Below are 19,763 nucleotides of genomic sequence, written 5' to 3' on the forward strand. Positions count from 1 at the left end.
GAGCAAGCCCGCTCCCACACTTGATTGGGTCTCACATTGAGGTCAGGTGTTAGTCGAGCGTGGGTTTAGCCCGGCGCGCCTTGAAGAACTCACTCAACACCGCCCCGCACTCCTCGGCCAACACCCCGCCTTCATACAACACCCGATGGTTCAAAAAGCCCTGGGTAAAGAACTGCCCCTGGCTCTGCACAATCCCCGCTTTGGGCTCCAGTGCGCCGTACACCACCCGGGCGATGCGCGAATGCACGATCAAACCTGCGCACATGCTGCACGGCTCCAGGGTCACATACAGGGTGCTGCCCGGCAGACGGTAGTTGCTGACGGCCTGGGCGGCCGCGCGGATGGCGACCATCTCGGCGTGGGCGCTCGGGTCGCTGCCGCTGATCGGGCAGTTGAAGCCGCGCCCGATGATTTCACCGTCCTGCACCAGCACCGCACCCACCGGTACTTCACCAAGGGCCGCGCCTTGGGCGGCGAGGGCCAGGGCTTCGCGCATAAAGTCCTGGTCGCGGCTGCGGTCGATAATCGCCGTCGGGCGAATCTGGCGCATCACGCCACCTCGATGGCGGCCATCAGGCCGGTTTCCATATGGTCGATCACGTGGCAATGGAACATCCACACCCCGGGGTTATCCGCCACCAACGCCACACGGGCGCGTTCATTCTTGCCCAGCAGGTAGGTGTCGGTGAAGTACGGCGTGACCTTGTGGCGGTTCGAGGCGATCACCTTGAAACTCATGCCATGCAGGTGGATCGGGTGCTGGTACTGGGTCATGTTTTTCAATTCAAAAATATAGCTCTTGCCCAATTCGAGCTTGGCAATCGGCCGGTCGGCGCAAGTCTTGTCGGTGATATCCCAGGCCTGGCCGTTGATCTGCCACAGGCTCGGCGGCCTGTTCTCGACATTGACCGAGACCGAACCGACCCATTCGAAATTGAAGTTGAGTTTCTCGGCATTGGCCAGGTCCGGTTCGGCAATCGGGTTGGCCGGCAACGCGGGCGGCCACTCGCCAGGGGCGTCGGTGTTGGCCACCGAGCGGAAGGTGCCCAGGCGCACCGGGCCATTGCGGATCGACAGCTCTTCGCCGGCCGGCGGGGCCTTGATTGCCAGGCAAATACGCATGCCCGGACCCAGCCAGTACTCCTTGCCCAAGGGCCGTGGCTCGATGGGGTTACCGTCCAGGGCGTAGATCTGTGCCTCGGCGTTAGGGATATTCAGGCGATAGGTCAGGGTGTTGTCGAGGTTGAGCAGGCGCACCCGGGTGATTTGCCCGGCCGGCAGGTCAATGACCGCCTGGGGCACGCCATTGATGGTCGACAGGCGCCCGGCCGTACCGCCACGCGCCGCTTCGCGAGGGATGCTGAACTCGACAAACTCACCCTGTTCGTCGATATGCCAGTTTTTCAGGCTCAGGGTGCGCTCATGCTTGAAGCCGGTGGGCTCGCGCTCTTCGACAATCAACGGGCCGACCAGGCCACGGCCCAGCTCTTCGCTGCTGCTCACATGGGGGTGATACCAGTAGCTGCCGGCATCCGGCACGCGGAACTGGTAATCGAAATACTCGCCGGGCAATACCGGCAGTTGCGAGACGTAGGGCACGCCGTCCATTTCCAGGGGCAGGCGGATACCGTGCCAGTGGATGGTGGTGGCGACCGGCAGGTGGTTGATAAACCGCACCCGCAGCCACTCGCCCTGGCGTACGCGCAACTCGGTGCCCGGCGCCGACGGGCCGAACGCCCAGGCCTGGGTTGTGTGCCCCGGCACCAGTTCCACGTCCAGTGGCGCGGCGATCAGTTCGTAATCGCGCCCGGCACTGGCGTCCGCGACTTTCCCCAGCCAGTAGCGATAGGCGCCACCGGCACCCACGCCCACTACTGCCAGGCCGGCGAGGCCACCTAGGATTTGTCGACGGGAAAAGGATCGGGACACAACAACCTCACGTATCTGCGCGGGCGCAAGGCCCGCAAAGGGCAAATACGATACACCCCCACAGGCTAAACAGTAAGGCTTCGCATTGCCGCAGGAGACCTGTAGGAGCGAGCGCGCTCGCGAAGGTCGTTAACGATGACGCGGGGATGCTGGCCCCCCGCGCTGTTCTCTGGCTTTTCGCGAGCAAGCTCGCTCCTACAGGTTGATTCAGAGTCAGTGCTTGGCGGCGGCCAGGATCAGCGCTTTCATCTCGGCTACCGCGCCTTTGAAACCGACGAACAGCGCATGGGCGACCAGCGCGTGGCCGATGTTCAGTTCGTTGATACCCTTGATCGCCGCCACAGCCTCAACGTTGTGGTAGTGCAGGCCATGGCCGGCATTGACGATCAAGCCTTCACGCAGGCCGCAGGCCACGCCGTCGATGATGCGTTGCAGTTCGTCGGCGACTTCGGTCGGGGTGGTGGCATCGGCGTAACGGCCTGTGTGCAGTTCGATCGCTGGGGCACCCACGCGGCGCGAGGCTTCGATCTGCCGTTGGTCGGCGTCGATAAACAGCGAGACTTCGCTGCCGATCTGCGACAGGCGTTCGACCGCGGCTTTGATCCGCGCTTCCTGGCCGGCCACATCCAGACCGCCTTCGGTGGTCAGTTCCTGACGGGTTTCCGGAACCAGGCAAATATGCGCCGGGCGGATACGCTCGGCGAAGGCCATCATTTCTTCGGTGATGCCCATCTCGAAGTTCATGCGGGTCTGCAGCACGTCCTTGAGCACCAGCACGTCGCGTTCCTGGATGTGCCGGCGGTCTTCGCGCAGGTGCACGGTGATCCCGTCGGCGCCTGCTTCTTCGGCGTCCAGCGCGGCCTTGACCGGGTCAGGGTAACGGGTGCCCCGGGCCTGGCGCAGGGTAGCAACGTGGTCGATGTTGACGCCAAGAAGAATGCGATTGCTGGTGGTCACGGAAGCGCTCCTGAAAAGGGAAAGAATCGGCGCACAGCATACACGGGGATGTCAGGGCTTTCGAAACAACTCGCGACTGACCAGAGGCCGGCCGCCCAGATGCACGGCCAGGGCCTGGCGCATCAGGCGCTTGGCGGCAGACAGGGCGCCAAGCGCGCTCCAGTCGGCCTCGGCCATCGCCAGCAACTCAGTGCCCTGGAACAAGCCCGGTTGCAGCAGGTAGACCCGCTCCAGCCCGGCATCCACTTGCAGGCGGTACATACCGTCGCTGGCGATCGGTTCGCCGTGCAAGTCATTGCTCAATTCGAAGCCGTAGCCCAGGTCGTCAAGCAGGCGCCATTCGAACGCGCGCAACAGCGGCTCCAGCGGGCGGCCTTCGGCCAGGGCCAACAGGGTGGCTGCGTAGTGATCGAACACCGCAGGGTGCGGGTCCTCGGCGGGCAGCAGGCGGATCAGCAGTTCGTTGAGGTAGAGGCCACTGAACAGCGCCTCGCCATTGAGCCAGGCAGAAGTACCGATGCTTTCCAGGCGCCCGACGTTTTTCAGCTCACCCTTGCCGCGAAATTCCACGTCCAGGGCCACGAATGGCCGCGCCAGCGTCCCCGCCTTGCCCCGCGCACTGCGCAACACCGCGCGCAGGCGGCCTTGGGGCGTGAGGAAGTCCACCAGGGCGCTGGTCTCGCGGTAGGCGCGGCTGTGCAGCACGTAGGCGGGCTGGCTGGGAGGTGGGGATTGGGACATTGGGTTCTCGCTGACGGAACACGGTCTTGAAAACTACGACGATCCAATGTGGGAGCGGGCTTGCTCGCGAATGCGGTGGACCAGCCAACGCATCCGGTGACTGATCCACTGCATTCGCGAGCAAGCCCGCTCCCACATTTCGTGCTGCGATGTGACTGGAGACTGATTACAGGTCGCCGTAGCCCAGGGAGCGCAGTGCGCGCTCGTCATCGGACCAGCCACCCTTAACCTTCACCCACAGGTTGAGCATGATCTTGGAATCGAACAGCAATTCCATGTCCTTGCGCGCTTCGGTGCCGATGCGCTTGATGCGCTCGCCCTTGTCGCCAATGATGATTTTCTTCTGGCCGTCACGTTCGACGAGGATCAGCGCATGGATATGCAGGGTCTTGCCCTGCTGCTTGAACTCTTCGATTTCCACGGTGATCTGGTACGGCAGCTCGGCGCCCATCTGGCGCATGATTTTCTCGCGTACCAGCTCGGCGGCAAGGAAACGGCTGCTGCGGTCGGTGATCTGGTCTTCCGGGAAGAAGTGCTCGTTCTCCGGCAGGTAGCCAGCGATCACCCGCTCCAGGGCTTCGAGGTTGTGCCCGTGCTGGGCCGAGATCGGCATGATCTGGGCGTTCGGCAGTTGTTCCTGCAACCAGCTCAGGTGCGGCATCAACTCGGCTTTGTCTTCGATGCGGTCGGTCTTGTTCAGCGCGACGATCAATGGCCCGGTGACGTACTGCACACGCTCCAGCACCATCTGGTCTTCATCGGTCCACTTGGTGCGGTCAACCACGAAGATCACCACGTCGACGTCTTTCAACGCCGCCGAAGCAGTCTTGTTCATGTAACGGTTCAGGGCTTTCTCGCCGCCTTTGTGCATGCCCGGGGTGTCGACATAGACCGCTTGCACGTTGCCTTCGGTCTTGATGCCCAGCATGTTGTGGCGGGTGGTCTGCGGCTTGCGCGAGGTGATCGCCAGCTTCTGCCCCAGGATATGGTTCAGCAGCGTGGACTTGCCCACGTTGGGACGGCCGACGATGGCAACATAGCCACAGCGTGTTGCGGTTGAATCAGTCATGGCCATTCTCCACGCCCAGGGCAATCAGTGCTGCAGCGGCCGCTACCTGTTCGGCAATACGACGGCTCACACCCTGACCTCGGCTTTTTTCGTTCAATAAGGTGACTTCGCATTCGACGAAGAACACACGGCAGTGCGGTTCACCCTGGATATCCACCACTTCGTAGCGTGGCAGTTCGCAGCCGCGCGACTGCAGGAATTCCTGCAGGCGGGTCTTGGGATCCTTGTTGGTATCCACCAGGGTCAGGCTGTCGATTTCCGACGCCAGCCAGGCCATGACCCGCTCCTTGGCCACTTCCATCCCGGCATCCAGGTAGATCGCACCGATCAGGGCTTCCAGGGCATCGGCCAGGATCGACTCGCGACGGAAACCGCCGCTCTTCAACTCACCGGAACCCAAGCGCAGGTACTCGCCCAAGTCAAAACCACGGGCCAGCACGGCCAGGGTCTCGCCCTTCACCAGGCGCGCGCGCAGGCGCGACAGCTGGCCTTCACGGGCCAGGGGGAAGCGGTTGAACAAGGCTTCGCCAGCGGCGAAGTTGAGAATGGCATCACCCAAAAATTCCAGGCGTTCGTTGTTGCGCCCGGCAAAACTGCGGTGTGTGAGGGCAAGGACCATCAATTCCTGGTCCTTGAAGGTGTAGCCGAGCTGACGCTCAAGACGACTCAAAGAAACGCTCACGGTTTACCTACTTTCAGTACGTGGCGGCAAAGGCCATCGACGATTAACGCTGTGTTCAAATTCAAATCCTGGCAATGCTGTGTGTTGCTCGAGGCCGGACCAATGTCCAAGCCCCAGAAAAGCATTCGGCGCTGTGTTCACAGCGCCGCATGGATTACTTGATCAGCCCCACCCGCGAGAAGTTCGGCAGGTGGCTGAGTTTGGGTTCCGGCCAGCTCATCCAGACCGCGAAGGCCTTGCCGACGATATTCTGGTCGGGAACCATGCCCAGCAGCTCCTTGGGAATGCTTGGATCGTCCCAGTAGCGGCTGTCATTGGAGTTGTCGCGGTTGTCGCCCATCATGAAGTAGTGCCCGGCAGGCACGGTCCACTGGTTGTCGGGCGGCGAACGGTAGCGGCTCATTTCCTTGCGGATCTGGTGCTCTACCGCCCCGAGTTTTTCCTCGTACAGCTCGGCGCTGCCCAGGGTGTTCGGCTCGGAACCGATGAGTTTCTCGGCCACCGACTCGCCATTGACGAACAGGCGCTTGTCGCTGGTGTAGCGAATCACGTCACCCGGCAGGCCGACCACACGCTTGATGTAGTTGACGTTCGGGTCGCTTGGGTAGCGGAACACCATCACATCGCCGCGTTGCGGATCACCCACCTCGATGATTTTCTTGTCGATCACCGGCAAGCGGATCCCGTAGGAAAACTTGTTCACCAGGATGAAGTCGCCGACATCCAGGGTTGGCTTCATCGACCCCGAAGGGATCTGGAACGGCTCCACCAGAAACGAGCGCAGCACCAGCACGATGAACAACACCGGGAAGAACGACTTGCCGTATTCAACCAGCAAGGGCTCTTTGTTCAGCTTCTCGATCACCACGCCATCGGGCTGGCTGACGCTGCCCTGATAGGACGCGATGGCCGCCCGACGACGCGGGGCGAAGAACACCAGATCGAGCAGCGCCAGGAGACCACAGACGGCAACGGCGATGACCAGCAACAGCGGGAAATTTAGTGACATAGGACCTAACTATCCAACCTGAGCACCGCAAGGAAGGCTTCTTGTGGAATTTCCACGTTGCCCACTTGCTTCATGCGTTTTTTACCGGCCTTTTGCTTCTCAAGCAGCTTGCGCTTACGGCTCACGTCGCCACCGTAGCATTTGGCCAGTACGTTCTTTCTGAGTGCCTTGACGGAGGTCCGCGCAATGATCTGCCCGCCAATGGCGGCCTGGATCGCGACGTCGAACATCTGGCGCGGAATCAGTTCTTTCATCTTCTCGGTAAGCTGGCGGCCTTTGTAGTGCGCATTGTCCTTGTGGACGATGAGCGCCAGGGCATCCACCTTGTCACCGTTGATCAATACATCGAGCTTCACCAGATTGGCCGATTGATAACGGTCGAAATGGTAATCCAGCGAAGCATAGCCGCGACTGGTGGATTTGAGACGGTCAAAGAAGTCCAGGACCACTTCGTTCATCGGCAAATCATAGGTCACTTGGACCTGGGTACCGAGGAACAGCATGTCGTGCTGTACGCCACGCTTTTCGATACACAGGGTAATGACGTTACCCAGGTGCTCTTGCGGCACAAGAATATTGGCCCGCACGATCGGTTCGCGCATGTCTTCGATGGACGACAGATCCGGCAGCTTGGACGGGTTGTCGACGTAAATCGTTTCACCGGTTTTCAGCGCCAGCTCAAAAATAACCGTCGGCGCGGTGGTGATCAGGTCCAGGTCGTACTCGCGCTCCAGGCGCTCCTGGATGATCTCCATGTGCAGCATGCCCAGGAACCCGCAGCGGAAACCGAAGCCCAGGGCGTCGGAGCTTTCCGGGGTGTACTGCAACGACGAGTCGTTGAGGGTCAGCTTCTGCAGGGCTTCGCGGAAGTCCTCGAAGTCGTCGGAGCTGACCGGGAACAGGCCGGCGTAGACCTGTGGCTGGATGCGCTTGAAACCTGGCAGCACGTCGACATCAGGCGTCGAGCTCAAGGTCAGGGTGTCACCGACCGGTGCACCGTGGATGTCCTTGATACCGGCGATGATGAAGCCTACTTCACCGGCTTTCAGGTCAACGGTGGCGGTGTGTTTCGGGTTGAATACACCGACGCTGTCCACCAGGTGGATCTTGCCGGTGGACTTGACCAGGATCTTGTCGCCCTTCTTCACCCGGCCATGGCGCACACGTACCAGGGAGACAACGCCCAGGTAGTTGTCGAACCAGGAGTCGATGATCAACGCTTGCAGCGGATCTTCGATGTTGCCGGTGGGGGCCGGAATGGTCTTGACCAGGCGTTCGAGCACTTCGTCGACGCCCAGGCCGGTCTTGGCGCTGCACTCGACGGCGTCGGTGGCGTCAATGCCGATGATTTTTTCGATTTCTTCCTTCACCCGGTCCGGATCGGCCTGTGGCAGGTCGATCTTGTTCAGCACCGGCATGACTTCCAGGCCCTGCTCGATGGCGGTGTAGCAGTTGGCCACGGACTGGGCTTCTACGCCCTGACCCGCGTCCACCACCAGCAACGCGCCTTCACAGGCCGCCAGGGAACGGCTGACTTCGTAGGTGAAGTCGACGTGGCCCGGGGTGTCAATGAAGTTCAGTTGGTACTTGATACCGTCTTTGGCGGTGTAGTACAGGGTAACGCTGTGGGCCTTGATGGTGATCCCGCGCTCGCGTTCGAGGTCCATGGAGTCCAGGACCTGGGCTTCCATTTCACGCTCGGCAAGGCCGCCGCACATCTGGATGAATCGATCGGCCAGCGTCGACTTACCATGGTCAATGTGGGCGATGATGGAGAAATTGCGGATATGACTCAAATCACTCACGGATCAACACTCAAAAAGGCTGCAGGCAGATTGCCCGCTGAAAAATAGCCGGGAATTGTACCTGATGCTCGGGCCAGACGTCATCTTTGGCGACCAATAACAAAAATGCCCCGTTCTTGCGAATGGGGCATTTTTTGTTCAACACGTGCGAATCAACCGGCCCGCCGCAGCAGCCAGAACCCGGCCAGGGCACAGATGCCGGTCGGCACCAGCACCGCAAACAGCGGCGAGAAGCCGAATACCAGGCTCGACGGCCCCAGCAGGTCCTGGGCAATGCGGAAGGTGAAACCGACCAATACCCCGGTAAATACACGCTGGCCCAGGGTTACCGAGCGCAACGGGCCGAAAATAAACGAAATCGCCATCAGCACCAGTGCGGCGGTCACCACCGGCTGCAACACCTTGACCCAAAATGCCAACCAGTAGCGGCCGTTGTTCAGGCCCTGCTCCTTGAGGTAGTGGATATAGCTCCACAAACCGGAGATCGGCAGGCTTTCCGGAATCATCACCACGGTATTGAGCAGTTCCGGCTTAAGCGCGATGTCCCAGGCCTGGGTCGGCTCGTTGATCACTTCGGTGCTGGCCTCGGTGCCTTTGCCAGGATTGCGGAAATGGGTGGTGGTGACATCGCTCAACACCCACTGGTTGTCACTGAACTGTGCCCGCTTGGCAAAGCTCGACGACAGCATGTGGCGCTCGTCATCAAATCGATAGCGAGTGACACCCACCAGCAGGCCGCCGGGTTGCACCGCGTTGATGTGAATGAATTCATCACCCTGGCGGTGCCACAGGCCCCGCTTGGAGCTCTGGGCATCGCCCGAACCCTGGGCCAGCGCACGGTTGGCCTGGGCCGTGGTTTCCGCCGGTGGCGCCACGTATTCGCCGATCAGCACGCTGGCGGCCATCAGCAGCAGCATGGGTTTCATCACGGCCCAGACGATACGGGCAATGGACACCCCGGCTGCGCGCATGATGGTCAGTTCGCTGTTGCTGGCCAGGCTGCCCAGGCCGATCAGGCAACCGATCAGCGCGGCCATCGGCATCATGTCGTAGAGCCGGCGCGGCGCGGTCAGCGCCACATAGCTCAGTACGTCAGTGACCGTATAGGTATCGGTGACGTTGCCCACTTCATCAATGAAGGCAAACAACGACGCCAGGCCGAGGATGATGCCCAATACCGCCAGGATGGCGACCAGTACGCTGCTACCGATGTAGCGATCCAACTTACCCACGAGCCATCTCCTTCATGCCGCGACGGCTCTGCATTTTCAAACGAATCGGTTCCCAGTACAGCAGGCCCAGGCCAATCATCAGGAAGATGCCGTGGACCCACCACAACCCCAGGGTCGGCGACAGCTTGCCCTTCTCCAGGGAGCCACGGGCGGAAATCAGGATGGTCAGGTAGGCCATGTACAAAAGGATCGCCGGCAGCAACTTGAGGAAGCGGCCCTGACGCGGGTTGACCCGGGACAGTGGCACCGCCATCAAGGTGACGATAAACACCAGCAACGGCAGGGAAATACGCCATTGCAGCTCGGCAATCGAGCGCCGTTCCTGGCTGCCGATCAGGGCCTGGGTCGGGATCGCATCGCGGTCGGTGACCTCGTTGCTCACGTCCGGCCGGGCCAGCATGACGCCATAGGTGTCGTACTTGATGGCGCGGTAGTCGGCCTGGCCGGGGCTGCCGTCGTAGCGATAGCCGTTTTCCAGGATCAGGTAGCGGCTGCCGTCCGGACGCACTTCCTGGCGCCCGCTATCGGCCACCAACACGGAAATGCCACGGTCTTTCTTGTCCTGGCCCAGGCGTTTCTCGGAGATGAATACACCACCGAGGTTGGCCCGATCATCGGTCATGCGCTCGGTGTAGGTCACCCGGGTGCCGTCGTTGAGCGCCTGGAAGCGGCCCGGCTCGAGGGTGTCGAACTCGGTCATGGCGTCCTGCTTGTTGAGCACCAGCTGAAACTGCATGGCACCCTGGGGGGCCAGGCTCAGGCTTAGCCAGGCCACCACCAGCGCCACGCCGGTGGCCGGAACCATGGTCATGGCCAACAGGCGCTGCTGGCTCATGCCGGTGGCCGACAGTACGGTCATCTCGCTTTCGAGATAGAGCCGGCCATAGGCCAGCAGGATCCCGAGAAACAGCCCCAGGGGCAGGATCAGTTGCAGGAAGCCTGGCAGGCGAAAACCCATGATCAGGAACAGAGAACCCGGATCCAGGGCACCCGAGGCAGCCTGGGCCAGGTATTTGACGAAACGACCACTCATGATGATGACCAGCAATACCGCACTCACGGCACTCAGGGTCAGCAGGACTTCGCGGGACAGATAACGGAAGACGATCAAACCAGACACTCCAGGGTTGTCAGGCTAAGGCGGCCAAACAAGCAAGCATATCAAGTCGCCCCGTTGACACGGGCCGGCGAAAAAGATGGCGCATTATCCTGTGATTGTCGGCGCCTGTCACGGAGCTTGCTCACACCGGTGCACAAAGCTGGCCTCAAGGGTTGTCAGGCTCGGGCGGCGCGGTACAAACTGCGGGCTTTGTCGCGGTCACCCACAGGTGGCCCAGCCTACAGGCCGGAGTACAGACTCCAGGCTCTTTGACCTTATATAAGGGACCCGAACATGGAATTGGTTGTAAAAAGCGTTAGCCCCGAAACGTTGAAGACCGCCACCCTCGTGGTCGCCGTCGGCGAAGGCCGCAAGCTCGGCGCCGCCGCCAAACAAGTCGACGAACTGAGCGGGGGCGCCATCAGCGCCGTGCTCAAGCGTGGCGACCTGGCCGGCAAAGTCGGGCAAAGCCTGCTGCTGCAAAGCCTGCCCAACCTTAAAGCCGACCGCGTATTGCTGGTAGGCGTGGGCAAGGACGCTGAACTGGGCGACCGCCCGTTCCGCAAGATCATCAGCGGCATCCTCAGCACCCTCAAGGGCCTGGGCGGCAGCGATGCGGCACTGGCGCTGGACGAAATCGTGGTCAAGGGCCGCGACAGCTACGGCAAGACCCGCCTGCTGGCCGAAACCCTGCTGGATGGCGGCTACACCTTCGATCAGTTCAAGAGCCAGAAAGCCGAACCCCGCGCCCTGAAGAAAATCACCCTGCTGACCATCAAGGCCGCCCAGGCTGAAGTGCAGCGCGCCGCCACCCACGCCCAGGCCATCGCGGCCGGCATGGCGTTCACCCGCGACTTGGGCAATATGCCACCAAACATCTGCCACCCAACCTACCTCGGCGAACAGGCCAAGGCCCTGGGCAAAGAGTTCAAGGGCCTGAAAGTCGAGGTCCTGGACGAGAAGAAGATCAAGGACCTGGGCATGGGCTCGTTCTATGCCGTGGGCCAGGGCAGCGACCAGCCACCACGTCTGATCGTCATGCAATACAACGGCGGCAAGAAAGCCGACAAACCGTTCGCCCTGGTCGGTAAAGGCATCACGTTCGACACCGGCGGCATCAGCCTCAAGCCGGGCGCCGGCATGGACGAGATGAAATACGACATGGGCGGTGCCGCCAGTGTCTTCGGTACCCTGCGTGCCGTGCTCGAACTCAAGCTGCCGATCAATCTGGTGTGCATCCTGGCCTGTGCCGAGAACATGCCGAGCGGCGGTGCTGCCCGCCCAGGCGATATCGTGACCACCATGAGCGGCCAGACCGTGGAAATCCTCAACACCGACGCCGAAGGCCGCCTGGTGCTGTGCGATGCCCTGACCTACGCCGAGCGCTTCAAGCCGCAAGCGGTGATCGACATTGCTACCTTGACCGGCGCCTGCATCGTGGCCCTGGGCTCCCATACCTCGGGCCTGTTGGGCAACAACGACGAACTGGTCGAACAACTGCTCAGCGCCGGCAAGGCTGCCGACGACCGCGCCTGGCAATTGCCGCTGTTCGATGAGTACCAGGAGCAACTGGACAGCCCGTTTGCCGACATCGCCAACATTGGCGGGCCAAAGGCCGGCACCATCACCGCCGCCTGCTTCCTGTCGCGGTTTGCCAAGAACTTCAACTGGGCCCACCTGGATATCGCCGGCACGGCCTGGACCAGCGGCGGCAAGGACAAGGGCGCTACCGGTCGTCCGGTTCCGCTGCTGACCCAGTACCTGCTGGATCGCGCCAAGGCCTAAACATCACGGCCCCTGCTTGACCCTGTAGGAGCGAGCTTGCTCGCGAAAAACGTCAACGATAACGCGTACAGCCTGAATAAACGCGTTGCTCTTGAGTTCTTCGCGAGCAAGCTCGCTCCTACAGGGGAAAGCATGCAGGCCGCTGCAGGACATGTAATGACCCAAGTCGACTTCTATATATTGCCCAGCGCCGATCCGTCGGCTCGCCTGGACTTTGCCTGCAAACTCACGGAAAAGGCCTGGCGCATGGGCCACCGCATCTACCTGCATTGCAGCGACGCCGCCCAGCGTGACGACCTCGATGCCCGCCTGTGGCGCTTCAAGGGTGAGAGCTTCGTGCCCCACGGCCCCGCAGAATCTGAGCCCGAAGGGCTGGTGGTGCTGGGCTTGGGCGACAGTTGTGGTGATCACCATGATCTATTGGTCAACCTGGACCTGAAAGTGCCGGCCTTCGCCAAGGGTTTCGCCCGCGTGGCGGAAGTGGTGGTGGAAGACCCGGCTATTCGTCAGGCCGCGCGGGAGAGTTTCCGTTTCTACCGCGAACAGGGCTATTCTCTGCAAGATCACCGATTACAGCGACTCTGAGCACATGATGGACACTTCCAACCCGCTAAAACCCTCCGACCACCTGCTGGACGACCTTGAGTCGATCCGCCAGTTGCTGGGTGATGACAACCTGCAACCGCCGCTGCTGACCGATACCGTCGCAGAAGAGGTGCAGATCCCCCTGCTGTTCGACCTGGTCAACGCCAAGCCCGCCGCTGTCGAGCCTGTGGAGCCGCCCGTCGTCCAGGCAGAGCCCGCCGCCGAAAAAGCCCCAGACGCCCTGCTGCTGCACCTGGACAACGAACTGCGCGCCGCAGCGCAATTGATCATGCAGGACGTGATCGACGACTTTGCCCCGCATATCGAAACCGAGATCAAGCGCCGGATGGATGCGCGCATGGAGCGGTTGCTCAGCCAGTACCAGTCCTAAGCCACATAGATATCCCCTGTAGGAGCGGGCTTGCCCGCGATGGCGGTGGATCAGTCGATTTGTCGATGACTGACACACCGCTATCGCGGGCAAGCCCGTTCCCACATTTGCCCCGCGCCAGCCTTGGCCCCTCTCTTCGTCTCGCCCTCTCCCCTATCCCCCGTTATACTTGTCGGCTTTCCTGAATAAATGCCAACTAGGGTCCCGCCGCGCATGGATAAGACCTACCAGCCGCACGCCATTGAAACTTCCTGGTACAACACCTGGGAATCCGAGAATTACTTCGCCCCTCAAGGCGCGGGTGATGCCTACACGATCATGATCCCGCCGCCGAACGTCACCGGCAGCCTGCACATGGGTCACGGTTTCAACAACGCGATCATGGACGCCCTGATCCGTTTCCGCCGCATGCAGGGTCGCAACACCCTGTGGCAGCCGGGCACCGACCATGCCGGCATCGCCACCCAGATGCTGGTGGAACGCCAACTGGAAGCCACCGGCCAGAGCCGTCACGACCTGGGCCGCGAGAAATTCCTGGAGAAAATCTGGGAGTGGAAGGACCAGTCCGGCGGCAATATCAGCCGTCAGATCCGTCGCCTCGGTTCGTCCGTAGACTGGAGCCGCGAGCGCTTCACCATGGACGATGGCCTGTCGGAAGCGGTCAAGGAAGCCTTCGTGCGCCTGCATGAAGATGGCCTGATCTACCGCGGCAAGCGCCTGGTCAACTGGGACACCAAGCTGCACACCGCTATTTCCGACCTTGAAGTGGAAAACCACGACGAGAAAGGTTTCCTGTGGAACCTCAAGTACCCGCTGGCCGACGGCGCCAAGACCGCCGAGGGCAATGACTACCTGATCGTCGCCACCACCCGTCCGGAAACCATGCTCGGCGACTCCGCCGTGGCCGTTAACCCGAACGATGAGCGCTACCAGGCACTGATCGGCAAATTCGTCGAGCTGCCACTGGTTGGCCGTCGCATCCCGATCATCGCCGATGATTACTGCGACCCTGAATTCGGCACCGGCTGTGTGAAAATCACTCCGGCCCACGATTTCAACGACTATGAAGTCGGCAAGCGCCACAACCTGCCGCTGCTGAACATCTTCGACAAGAACGCCGCCATTCTGCCGGCCTGCCAGGTGTTCAACCTCGACGGCACGCTGAACGACAGCATCGACGGCAAGATCCCGGCCGAATACGCCGGCCTCGACCGTTTCGAAGCGCGCAAGCAGATCGTTGCCGCCTTCGATGCCGCAGGCTTGCTGGTCAGCGTGGATGACCACGCCCTGAAAGTGCCGAAAGGCGACCGCTCCGGCACCGTGATCGAGCCGTGGCTGACCGACCAGTGGTACGTGTCCACCAAACCGCTGGCAGAACCTGCGATTGCTGCCGTGGAAGATGGCCGCATCCAGTTCGTGCCCAAACAGTACGAAAACATGTACTTCTCGTGGATGCGTGATATCCAGGATTGGTGCATCAGCCGTCAACTGTGGTGGGGCCACCGCATTCCGGCCTGGTACGACGAGTCGGGCAAAGTCTATGTAGGGCGTGACGAAGCCGAAGTGCGGGCCAAGCACAACCTCGGCCCGGACGTGGCGCTGCAACAGGACAACGACGTACTGGACACCTGGTTCAGCTCTGGCCTGTGGACGTTCTCCACCCTGGGCTGGCCGCAGCAGACCGAATTCCTCAAGAAATTCCACTCCACCGACGTGCTGGTTACCGGCTTCGATATCATTTTCTTCTGGGTTGCCCGGATGATCATGCTCACCATGCACTTGGTGAAGAACGAAGACGGTACCCCGCAGGTACCGTTCAAGACCGTGTACGTGCACGGCCTGGTGCGTGATGGCCAGGGCCAGAAGATGTCCAAGTCCAAGGGCAACGTCCTTGACCCGCTGGACATCATCGACGGCATCGACCTCGAAACCCTGGTGCAAAAGCGCACCTCGGGCCTGATGCAGCCGAAACTGGCGAAGAAGATCGAGAAGCAGACCCGCGACGAGTTTGCCGACGGCATCGCCAGCTACGGCACCGACGCCCTGCGCTTCACCTTCTGCTCGCTGGCGTCCACCGGCCGCGACATCAAGTTCGACATGGGCCGCGTCGAAGGCTACCGCAACTTCTGCAACAAGATCTGGAACGCAGCGCGCTACGTGCTGGACAAGGGCGAAGACTGCGGCCAGAACGGCGAAGCTTTCGAACTGAGCCTGGCGGATCGCTGGATCATCTCGCAGTTGCAGCGCACCGAAGCCGAAGTGACCCGCCAACTCGACCAGTTCCGTTTCGACCTGGCCGCGCAGGCGCTGTACGAGTTCATCTGGAACCAGTATTGCGACTGGTACCTGGAACTGTCCAAGCCCGTGCTGTGGGACGAGAACGCGCCGATCGAGCGTCAGCGCGGCACCCGCCGCACCCTGGTGCGCGTGCTGGAAGTGGCGCTGCGCCTGGCGCACCCGTTCATGCCGTTCATCACCGAAGAAATCTGGCAGCGCCTGGCGCCGCTGGCCGGTATCGAAGGCAAGACCATCATGCTGCAACCTTGGCCAGTGGCCAATGAAGCACGCATCGACGAGGCTGCCGAAAGCGATATCGAATGGCTCAAGGCCCTGATGCTTGGCACACGCAACATCCGCGCCGAGATGAACATCGGCCCGGGCAAGCCATTGGCGGTGTTCGTGAAGAACGCCAGCGCCGAAGACCAGCGCCGTCTCACCGAGAACGACGCGCTGCTCAAGAAGCTGGCCAAGCTGGAGTCGATCACCGTATTGGCGGCTGGCGCCGAAGCACCGCTGTCCGCTACCGCACTGGTGGGCGAGATGGAAGTGCTGGTGCCGATGGCCGGCCTGATCGACAAAGGCGCCGAACTGGCGCGCCTGGACAAGGAAATCCTGCGTCTGCAAGGCGAAGTGCAGCGCGTGGGCGGCAAGCTGTCCAACGCCGCCTTCGTGGACAAGGCCCCGGCCGAAGTCATCGACAAGGAACGCGCCAAACTGGCCGAAGCCGAACAGGCGTTGGGCAAGCTGGCGGAGCAACATGCGCGGATTTCCAGCCTGTAAGGTGGACCGTGTGTAAGAAAGAGGCCTTCGGGCCTCTTTTTTTTGTGTTGAAAACCCAATCAAAGTGGGAGCGGGCTTGCTCGCGAATGCGGTATATCAGACACACACCCAATAACTGACACACTGCATTCGCGAGCAAGCCCGCTCCCACATTTAACCGAGATCAACTTCGGAATGTGTGACAATACCCACCACTTTTGAAGCAACCCCAGAATCGACGTAGCCCATGACCGCCCCCAGCACACCCAAACCGCCCCGCAAGAAGCCGAAAACCGCCGCCACGGCCAAGCCCGTCGTGCCGCGCAAGGAAGCGACCCTGCATCCGCGCAACCGCCACCAGGGCCGCTACGACTTCCCCGCGCTGATCAAGACCACGCCAGAACTGGCCCAGTTTGTGATCATCAACCCCTACGGCAAGGAAAGCATCGACTTCGCCAGCCCGGACGCGGTGCGGGTGTTCAACCGGGCGCTGCTCAAGGCGTTCTATGGCGTGCAGCACTGGGACATCCCCGCAGACTACCTGTGCCCACCGGTGCCGGGCCGTGCCGATTACGTGCACTTCCTCGCCGACCTGCTGGCCAGCGTCAACGACGGCAAGATTCCCCGTGGCTCGATCGTCAAGGTGCTGGACATCGGCATGGGCGCCAACTGTGTCTATCCGCTGATCGGCTACATGGACTACCGCTGGAACTTCCTCGGCTCCGAGATTGATCCGACAGCGGTCGCCGCGGCCAAGGCCATTGTGCAGTCCAATGACCTGAGCAAGGTTATCCAACTGCGCCAGCAAACCAATCCCAAGCATATTCTGCTGGGCCTGCTGGAGCCGGGCGAACGGTTTGACCTGACCATGTGCAACCCGCCGTTCCATGCCTCCATGGACGAAGCGACCAAAGGCAGCGAGCGTAAATGGCGCGCCTTGGGCAAGGCCGATCCCAAGCGCAAATTGCCGGTGCTGAACTTCGGCGGCCAATCGGCAGAGTTGTGGTGTGAAGGCGGTGAGGCGCGGTTTGTCACGCAATTGATCGCCGAAAGCGCGCATTTCGCCCATAAAGTGCTGTGGTTCAGCACCCTGGTGTCAAAAGCGTCCAACCTGCCTGCCATCGAGACCGCCCTGAAAAAAGCCGGTGTCCTGGAAAGCCAGGTGGTGGAGATGTCCCAGGGCCAGAAACAAAGCCGTTTTGTGGCCTGGACCTTCCAGACCAAGAACGAGCAGCAGATCTGGCGCCAGCGCTGGGTGCGCTGACCCCGCGTCTGTAGGAGCGAGCTTGCTCGCTCCTACAGATAAAGCAAAAAACGCAGGCAACAAAAAACCGTGCCCGGATCGCTCCGGTGCACGGTTTTTTTTACTGCGTCTTACTTGTTGATCGAGTCGGTCAGGCCTTTGGCCACAACCAGCTTGATCACTTTCTTGGCAGCGATTTCGATGGCAGCGCCAGTCGAAGGGTTACGGCCGGTACGGGCTGGACGCTCGGTCACTTTCAGCTTGCCAACACCTGGCAGAGTGATTTCGCCACCGTTTTCCAGCTGGTCAGCAACAACTTGGCTCAGTTGGTCCAGCAGAGCGCGCACGGTAGTTTTCGGTGCGTCTACTGCTTCAGCCAGGTCAGCGATCAGTTGGTCTTTAGTAATAGCCATTGTGGTGTTCCTTCCCTATCAAATTCATTTGGATTGCAGAGTGCAGTGTCAGCCATCGAGCCCGACCGTCATGGCCTGGCACCCCTGGCCATAACCGCGAGAGATCGGGGTTATAGATGCTTGAAACGGGGTTTGGTTCGACCTGACAAATGCTGAATGCACGCTTAACGCCGAGACATCGCGTAAGACGGGGCAAAACTAGCACAGAGACGGGGAAATATCCGCTTCTACCTACCCATTTGGTCAGCTTTATCGCTCTAAACCGTGAAAAAAAGGCATATGGGTCGTCAGAGGCCTCCCGAAACCGCTTCAAACGACGCCGCGACCAACGGGTGCGGTACACTGGCGACTTTTTCCGGGAGGCCAACCGCTCCCGCTCAACCAGCCGAGAAGCCCATGCCGATCCGTCATTGCATCGTCCACCTGATCGACAAAAAACCCGACGGCACGCCCGCAGTTCTCCATGCCCGTGACTCTGAATTGGCCGAGTCCGCTGCCATCGAGAACATGCTCGCCGACCTCAACGAGAGCTATAACGCCAAACAAGGCAAGGCCTGGGGTTTCTTCCATGCCGAGTCCGGCGCGCACCCGTTCAGCGGCTGGTTGAAGGAATACTTCGATGGCGGCAAGGATTTCACCGCCTTCAGCCGAATTGCCGTGGAACACCTGCAAAAGCTGATGGAGGAGTCCAACCTCTCCGTCGGCGGCCATGTGCTGTTTGCTCACTATCAACAAGGCATGACCGACTACCTGGCCATCGCCCTGCTGCACCACAGCGAAGGTGTGGCGGTGACCGACGAGCTGGACGTGACGCCCTCGCGCCACCTGGACCTGGGCCAACTGCACCTGGCAGCACGCATCAACGTGTCCGAATGGCAGAACAACAAGCAGTCCAAGCAGTACATCTCGTTTATCAAGGGCAAGAACGGCAAGAAGGTCTCGGAGTACTTCCGCGACTTTATCGGCTGCCAGGAAGGTGTCGATGGGCCGGGCGAGACCCGCACCTTGCTCAAGGCGTTCAGCGATTTCGTCGAGAGCGAAGACCTGCCGGACGAGTCCGCCCGCGAGAAAACCAAGACCCTGGTGGACTACGCCAGCAGTCAGGCCAAGCTCGGCGAGCCCATGGGCCTGGAAGAGCTGTCGGGGTTGATCGATGAAGATCGGCCAAAAGCGTTCTACGATCATATCCGCAACAAGGATTACGGCCTGTCGCCGGAAATTCCCGCAGATAAGCGCACCCTCAACCAGTTCCGCCGCTTCACCGGGCGCGCGGAAGGGTTGTCGATCAGCTTTGAAGCGCACTTGCTGGGCGACAAGATCGAGTATGACGAAGCCGCCGGCACCTTGATCATCAAGGGCCTGCCGACCCAGCTCACCGACCAGCTCAAGCGTCGTAACTGATGCTTGGCGGGGTGCTGAAGAAAGTCCTGCTGGTGTTGCTGGTGGTGGTGGCGATCCAGAACTGGGGCAAGATCGAGCGGCTGTTCAACCCCTCGCAGGTGGTCCCGGAGCAAACCCGAGCGTCAGCGCGGGTGGTGCTGTATGCCACCGACTGGTGTGGCTACTGCAAGCAGATCCAGCGATTCCTGGATCAGAAGGGCATTCCCTACAAAAGCGTGGATATCGACAAGGATCCCGAAGGCCGCAAGGCCTATCAGGCGCTGGGCGGCGGCGGGATTCCGTTTGTGGATGTGAACGGCACGCTGATTCGCGAATACAACCCGGACGCGATCCTGTCCGCCCTCAAATAACTGTGGCGAGGGGGCTTGTCCCCCGCTGGGCTG

Annotated in this window: 18 protein-coding genes; 7 read left to right on the plus strand and 11 right to left on the minus strand. The window is 61.1% G+C overall.

Annotated elements, in window-relative coordinates:
- Positions 1–49 precede the first annotated feature (49 nt).
- The 10 genes from tadA to lptF all read right to left on the minus strand — a co-directional run bounded on the left by tadA (position 50) and on the right by lptF (position 10,535).
- A complete protein-coding gene (tadA, locus tag FIV38_RS00095; protein ID WP_092238073.1) occupies positions 50–550 on the minus strand; it encodes a tRNA adenosine(34) deaminase TadA in 501 nt (166 codons plus the stop codon).
- A complete protein-coding gene (locus FIV38_RS00100) occupies positions 550–1,929 on the minus strand; it encodes a multicopper oxidase family protein (RefSeq protein WP_029297467.1) in 1,380 nt (459 codons plus the stop codon). The genes tadA and FIV38_RS00100 overlap by 1 nt, the downstream gene beginning before the upstream one ends.
- A gap of 213 nt (positions 1,930–2,142) precedes the next feature.
- Positions 2,143–2,886, minus strand: coding sequence for a pyridoxine 5'-phosphate synthase (gene pdxJ, locus FIV38_RS00105; protein ID WP_029297469.1), 744 nt, complete (start codon positions 2,884–2,886; stop codon positions 2,143–2,145).
- Between the two features lie 51 nt (positions 2,887–2,937).
- Entirely contained in the window at positions 2,938–3,627 is a 690-nt protein-coding gene (recO, locus tag FIV38_RS00110) for a DNA repair protein RecO (protein WP_092238076.1), read from the minus strand.
- Positions 3,628–3,793: 166 nt separating this feature from the next.
- Positions 3,794–4,696 (minus strand): GTPase Era, encoded by a 903-nt coding sequence (gene era, locus FIV38_RS00115; protein WP_029297473.1) that lies wholly within the window; start codon positions 4,694–4,696, stop codon positions 3,794–3,796.
- Complete coding sequence (gene rnc / locus FIV38_RS00120; RefSeq protein ID WP_029297476.1) at positions 4,689–5,378, minus strand: ribonuclease III; 690 nt, start codon at positions 5,376–5,378, stop codon at positions 4,689–4,691. The genes era and rnc overlap by 8 nt, the downstream gene beginning before the upstream one ends.
- Before the next feature lie 154 nt (positions 5,379–5,532).
- Positions 5,533–6,387, minus strand: a complete 855-nt coding sequence (gene lepB, locus FIV38_RS00125) for a signal peptidase I (protein ID WP_029297478.1) — start codon at positions 6,385–6,387, stop codon at positions 5,533–5,535.
- A 5-nt stretch (positions 6,388–6,392) separates the two neighbouring features.
- Positions 6,393–8,192, minus strand: a complete 1,800-nt coding sequence (lepA, locus tag FIV38_RS00130) for a translation elongation factor 4 (protein ID WP_029297480.1) — start codon at positions 8,190–8,192, stop codon at positions 6,393–6,395.
- A gap of 152 nt (positions 8,193–8,344) precedes the next feature.
- Positions 8,345–9,424, minus strand: coding sequence for an LPS export ABC transporter permease LptG (gene lptG / locus FIV38_RS00135; protein ID WP_029297482.1), 1,080 nt, complete (start codon positions 9,422–9,424; stop codon positions 8,345–8,347).
- Positions 9,417–10,535: an LPS export ABC transporter permease LptF gene (lptF, locus tag FIV38_RS00140; RefSeq protein ID WP_029297484.1), complete on the minus strand. Its 1,119-nt coding sequence runs from the start codon at positions 10,533–10,535 to the stop codon at positions 9,417–9,419. Before lptF ends, lptG begins: the two co-directional genes overlap by 8 nt.
- A gap of 282 nt (positions 10,536–10,817) precedes the next feature.
- Here lptF and FIV38_RS00145 point away from each other — a divergent pair, with 282 nt between their 5' ends.
- The 5 genes from FIV38_RS00145 (at position 10,818) to rlmF (ending at position 17,587) form a co-directional block, all read left to right on the plus strand.
- Complete coding sequence (locus FIV38_RS00145) at positions 10,818–12,308, plus strand: leucyl aminopeptidase (RefSeq protein ID WP_029297486.1); 1,491 nt, start codon at positions 10,818–10,820, stop codon at positions 12,306–12,308.
- Positions 12,309–12,464: 156 nt separating this feature from the next.
- Positions 12,465–12,893, plus strand: a complete 429-nt coding sequence (locus FIV38_RS00150) for a DNA polymerase III subunit chi (protein WP_029297488.1) — start codon at positions 12,465–12,467, stop codon at positions 12,891–12,893.
- A gap of 7 nt (positions 12,894–12,900) precedes the next feature.
- Positions 12,901–13,284 (plus strand): DNA polymerase III subunit chi, encoded by a 384-nt coding sequence (locus FIV38_RS00155; protein WP_070995713.1) that lies wholly within the window; start codon positions 12,901–12,903, stop codon positions 13,282–13,284.
- Positions 13,285–13,497: 213 nt separating this feature from the next.
- The gene (locus FIV38_RS00160) at positions 13,498–16,344 is read left to right on the plus strand and encodes a valine--tRNA ligase (protein ID WP_092238080.1); all 2,847 of its coding nucleotides are present in this window, start codon (positions 13,498–13,500) and stop codon (positions 16,342–16,344) included.
- 226 nt (positions 16,345–16,570) lie between these two features.
- Entirely contained in the window at positions 16,571–17,587 is a 1,017-nt protein-coding gene (gene rlmF / locus FIV38_RS00165; RefSeq protein ID WP_029297495.1) for a 23S rRNA (adenine(1618)-N(6))-methyltransferase RlmF, read from the plus strand.
- A 110-nt stretch (positions 17,588–17,697) separates the two neighbouring features.
- Here the strand turns inward: rlmF and FIV38_RS00170 are convergent, their stop codons facing one another.
- Entirely contained in the window at positions 17,698–17,979 is a 282-nt protein-coding gene (locus FIV38_RS00170; protein WP_029297497.1) for an HU family DNA-binding protein, read from the minus strand.
- 396 nt (positions 17,980–18,375) lie between these two features.
- Between FIV38_RS00170 and yejK the strand changes: the two genes are divergently transcribed.
- Both yejK and FIV38_RS00180 read left to right on the plus strand, forming a co-directional pair.
- Entirely contained in the window at positions 18,376–19,380 is a 1,005-nt protein-coding gene (yejK, locus tag FIV38_RS00175) for a nucleoid-associated protein YejK (protein WP_029297499.1), read from the plus strand.
- Entirely contained in the window at positions 19,380–19,730 is a 351-nt protein-coding gene (locus FIV38_RS00180) for a glutaredoxin family protein (RefSeq protein WP_092238083.1), read from the plus strand. The genes yejK and FIV38_RS00180 overlap by 1 nt, the downstream gene beginning before the upstream one ends.
- Positions 19,731–19,763: the final 33 nt, after the last annotated feature.

This window comes from Pseudomonas proteolytica (assembly GCF_007858275.1).
GTDB classification, from domain to species: domain Bacteria; phylum Pseudomonadota; class Gammaproteobacteria; order Pseudomonadales; family Pseudomonadaceae; genus Aquipseudomonas; species Aquipseudomonas proteolytica.

Bases quoted from the DNA above. Each gene is read 5' to 3' on its own strand.
- FIV38_RS00160 (WP_092238080.1), top strand. From the start codon at position 13,498: ATGGATAAGACCTACCAGCCGCACGCCATTGAAACTTCCTGGTACAAC.
- yejK (WP_029297499.1), top strand. From the start codon at position 18,376: ATGCCGATCCGTCATTGCATCGTCCACCTGATCGACAAAAAACCCGAC.
- recO (WP_092238076.1), bottom strand. From the start codon at position 3,627: ATGTCCCAATCCCCACCTCCCAGCCAGCCCGCCTACGTGCTGCACAGC.
- tadA (WP_092238073.1), bottom strand. From the start codon at position 550: ATGCGCCAGATTCGCCCGACGGCGATTATCGACCGCAGCCGCGACCAG.
- lepB (WP_029297478.1), bottom strand. From the start codon at position 6,387: ATGTCACTAAATTTCCCGCTGTTGCTGGTCATCGCCGTTGCCGTCTGT.
- FIV38_RS00145 (WP_029297486.1), top strand. From the start codon at position 10,818: ATGGAATTGGTTGTAAAAAGCGTTAGCCCCGAAACGTTGAAGACCGCC.
- era (WP_029297473.1), bottom strand. From the start codon at position 4,696: ATGACTGATTCAACCGCAACACGCTGTGGCTATGTTGCCATCGTCGGC.
- rlmF (WP_029297495.1), top strand. From the start codon at position 16,571: ATGACCGCCCCCAGCACACCCAAACCGCCCCGCAAGAAGCCGAAAACC.
- FIV38_RS00150 (WP_029297488.1), top strand. From the start codon at position 12,465: ATGACCCAAGTCGACTTCTATATATTGCCCAGCGCCGATCCGTCGGCT.
- FIV38_RS00180 (WP_092238083.1), top strand. From the start codon at position 19,380: ATGCTTGGCGGGGTGCTGAAGAAAGTCCTGCTGGTGTTGCTGGTGGTG.
- FIV38_RS00170 (WP_029297497.1), bottom strand. From the start codon at position 17,979: ATGGCTATTACTAAAGACCAACTGATCGCTGACCTGGCTGAAGCAGTA.
- FIV38_RS00155 (WP_070995713.1), top strand. From the start codon at position 12,901: ATGGACACTTCCAACCCGCTAAAACCCTCCGACCACCTGCTGGACGAC.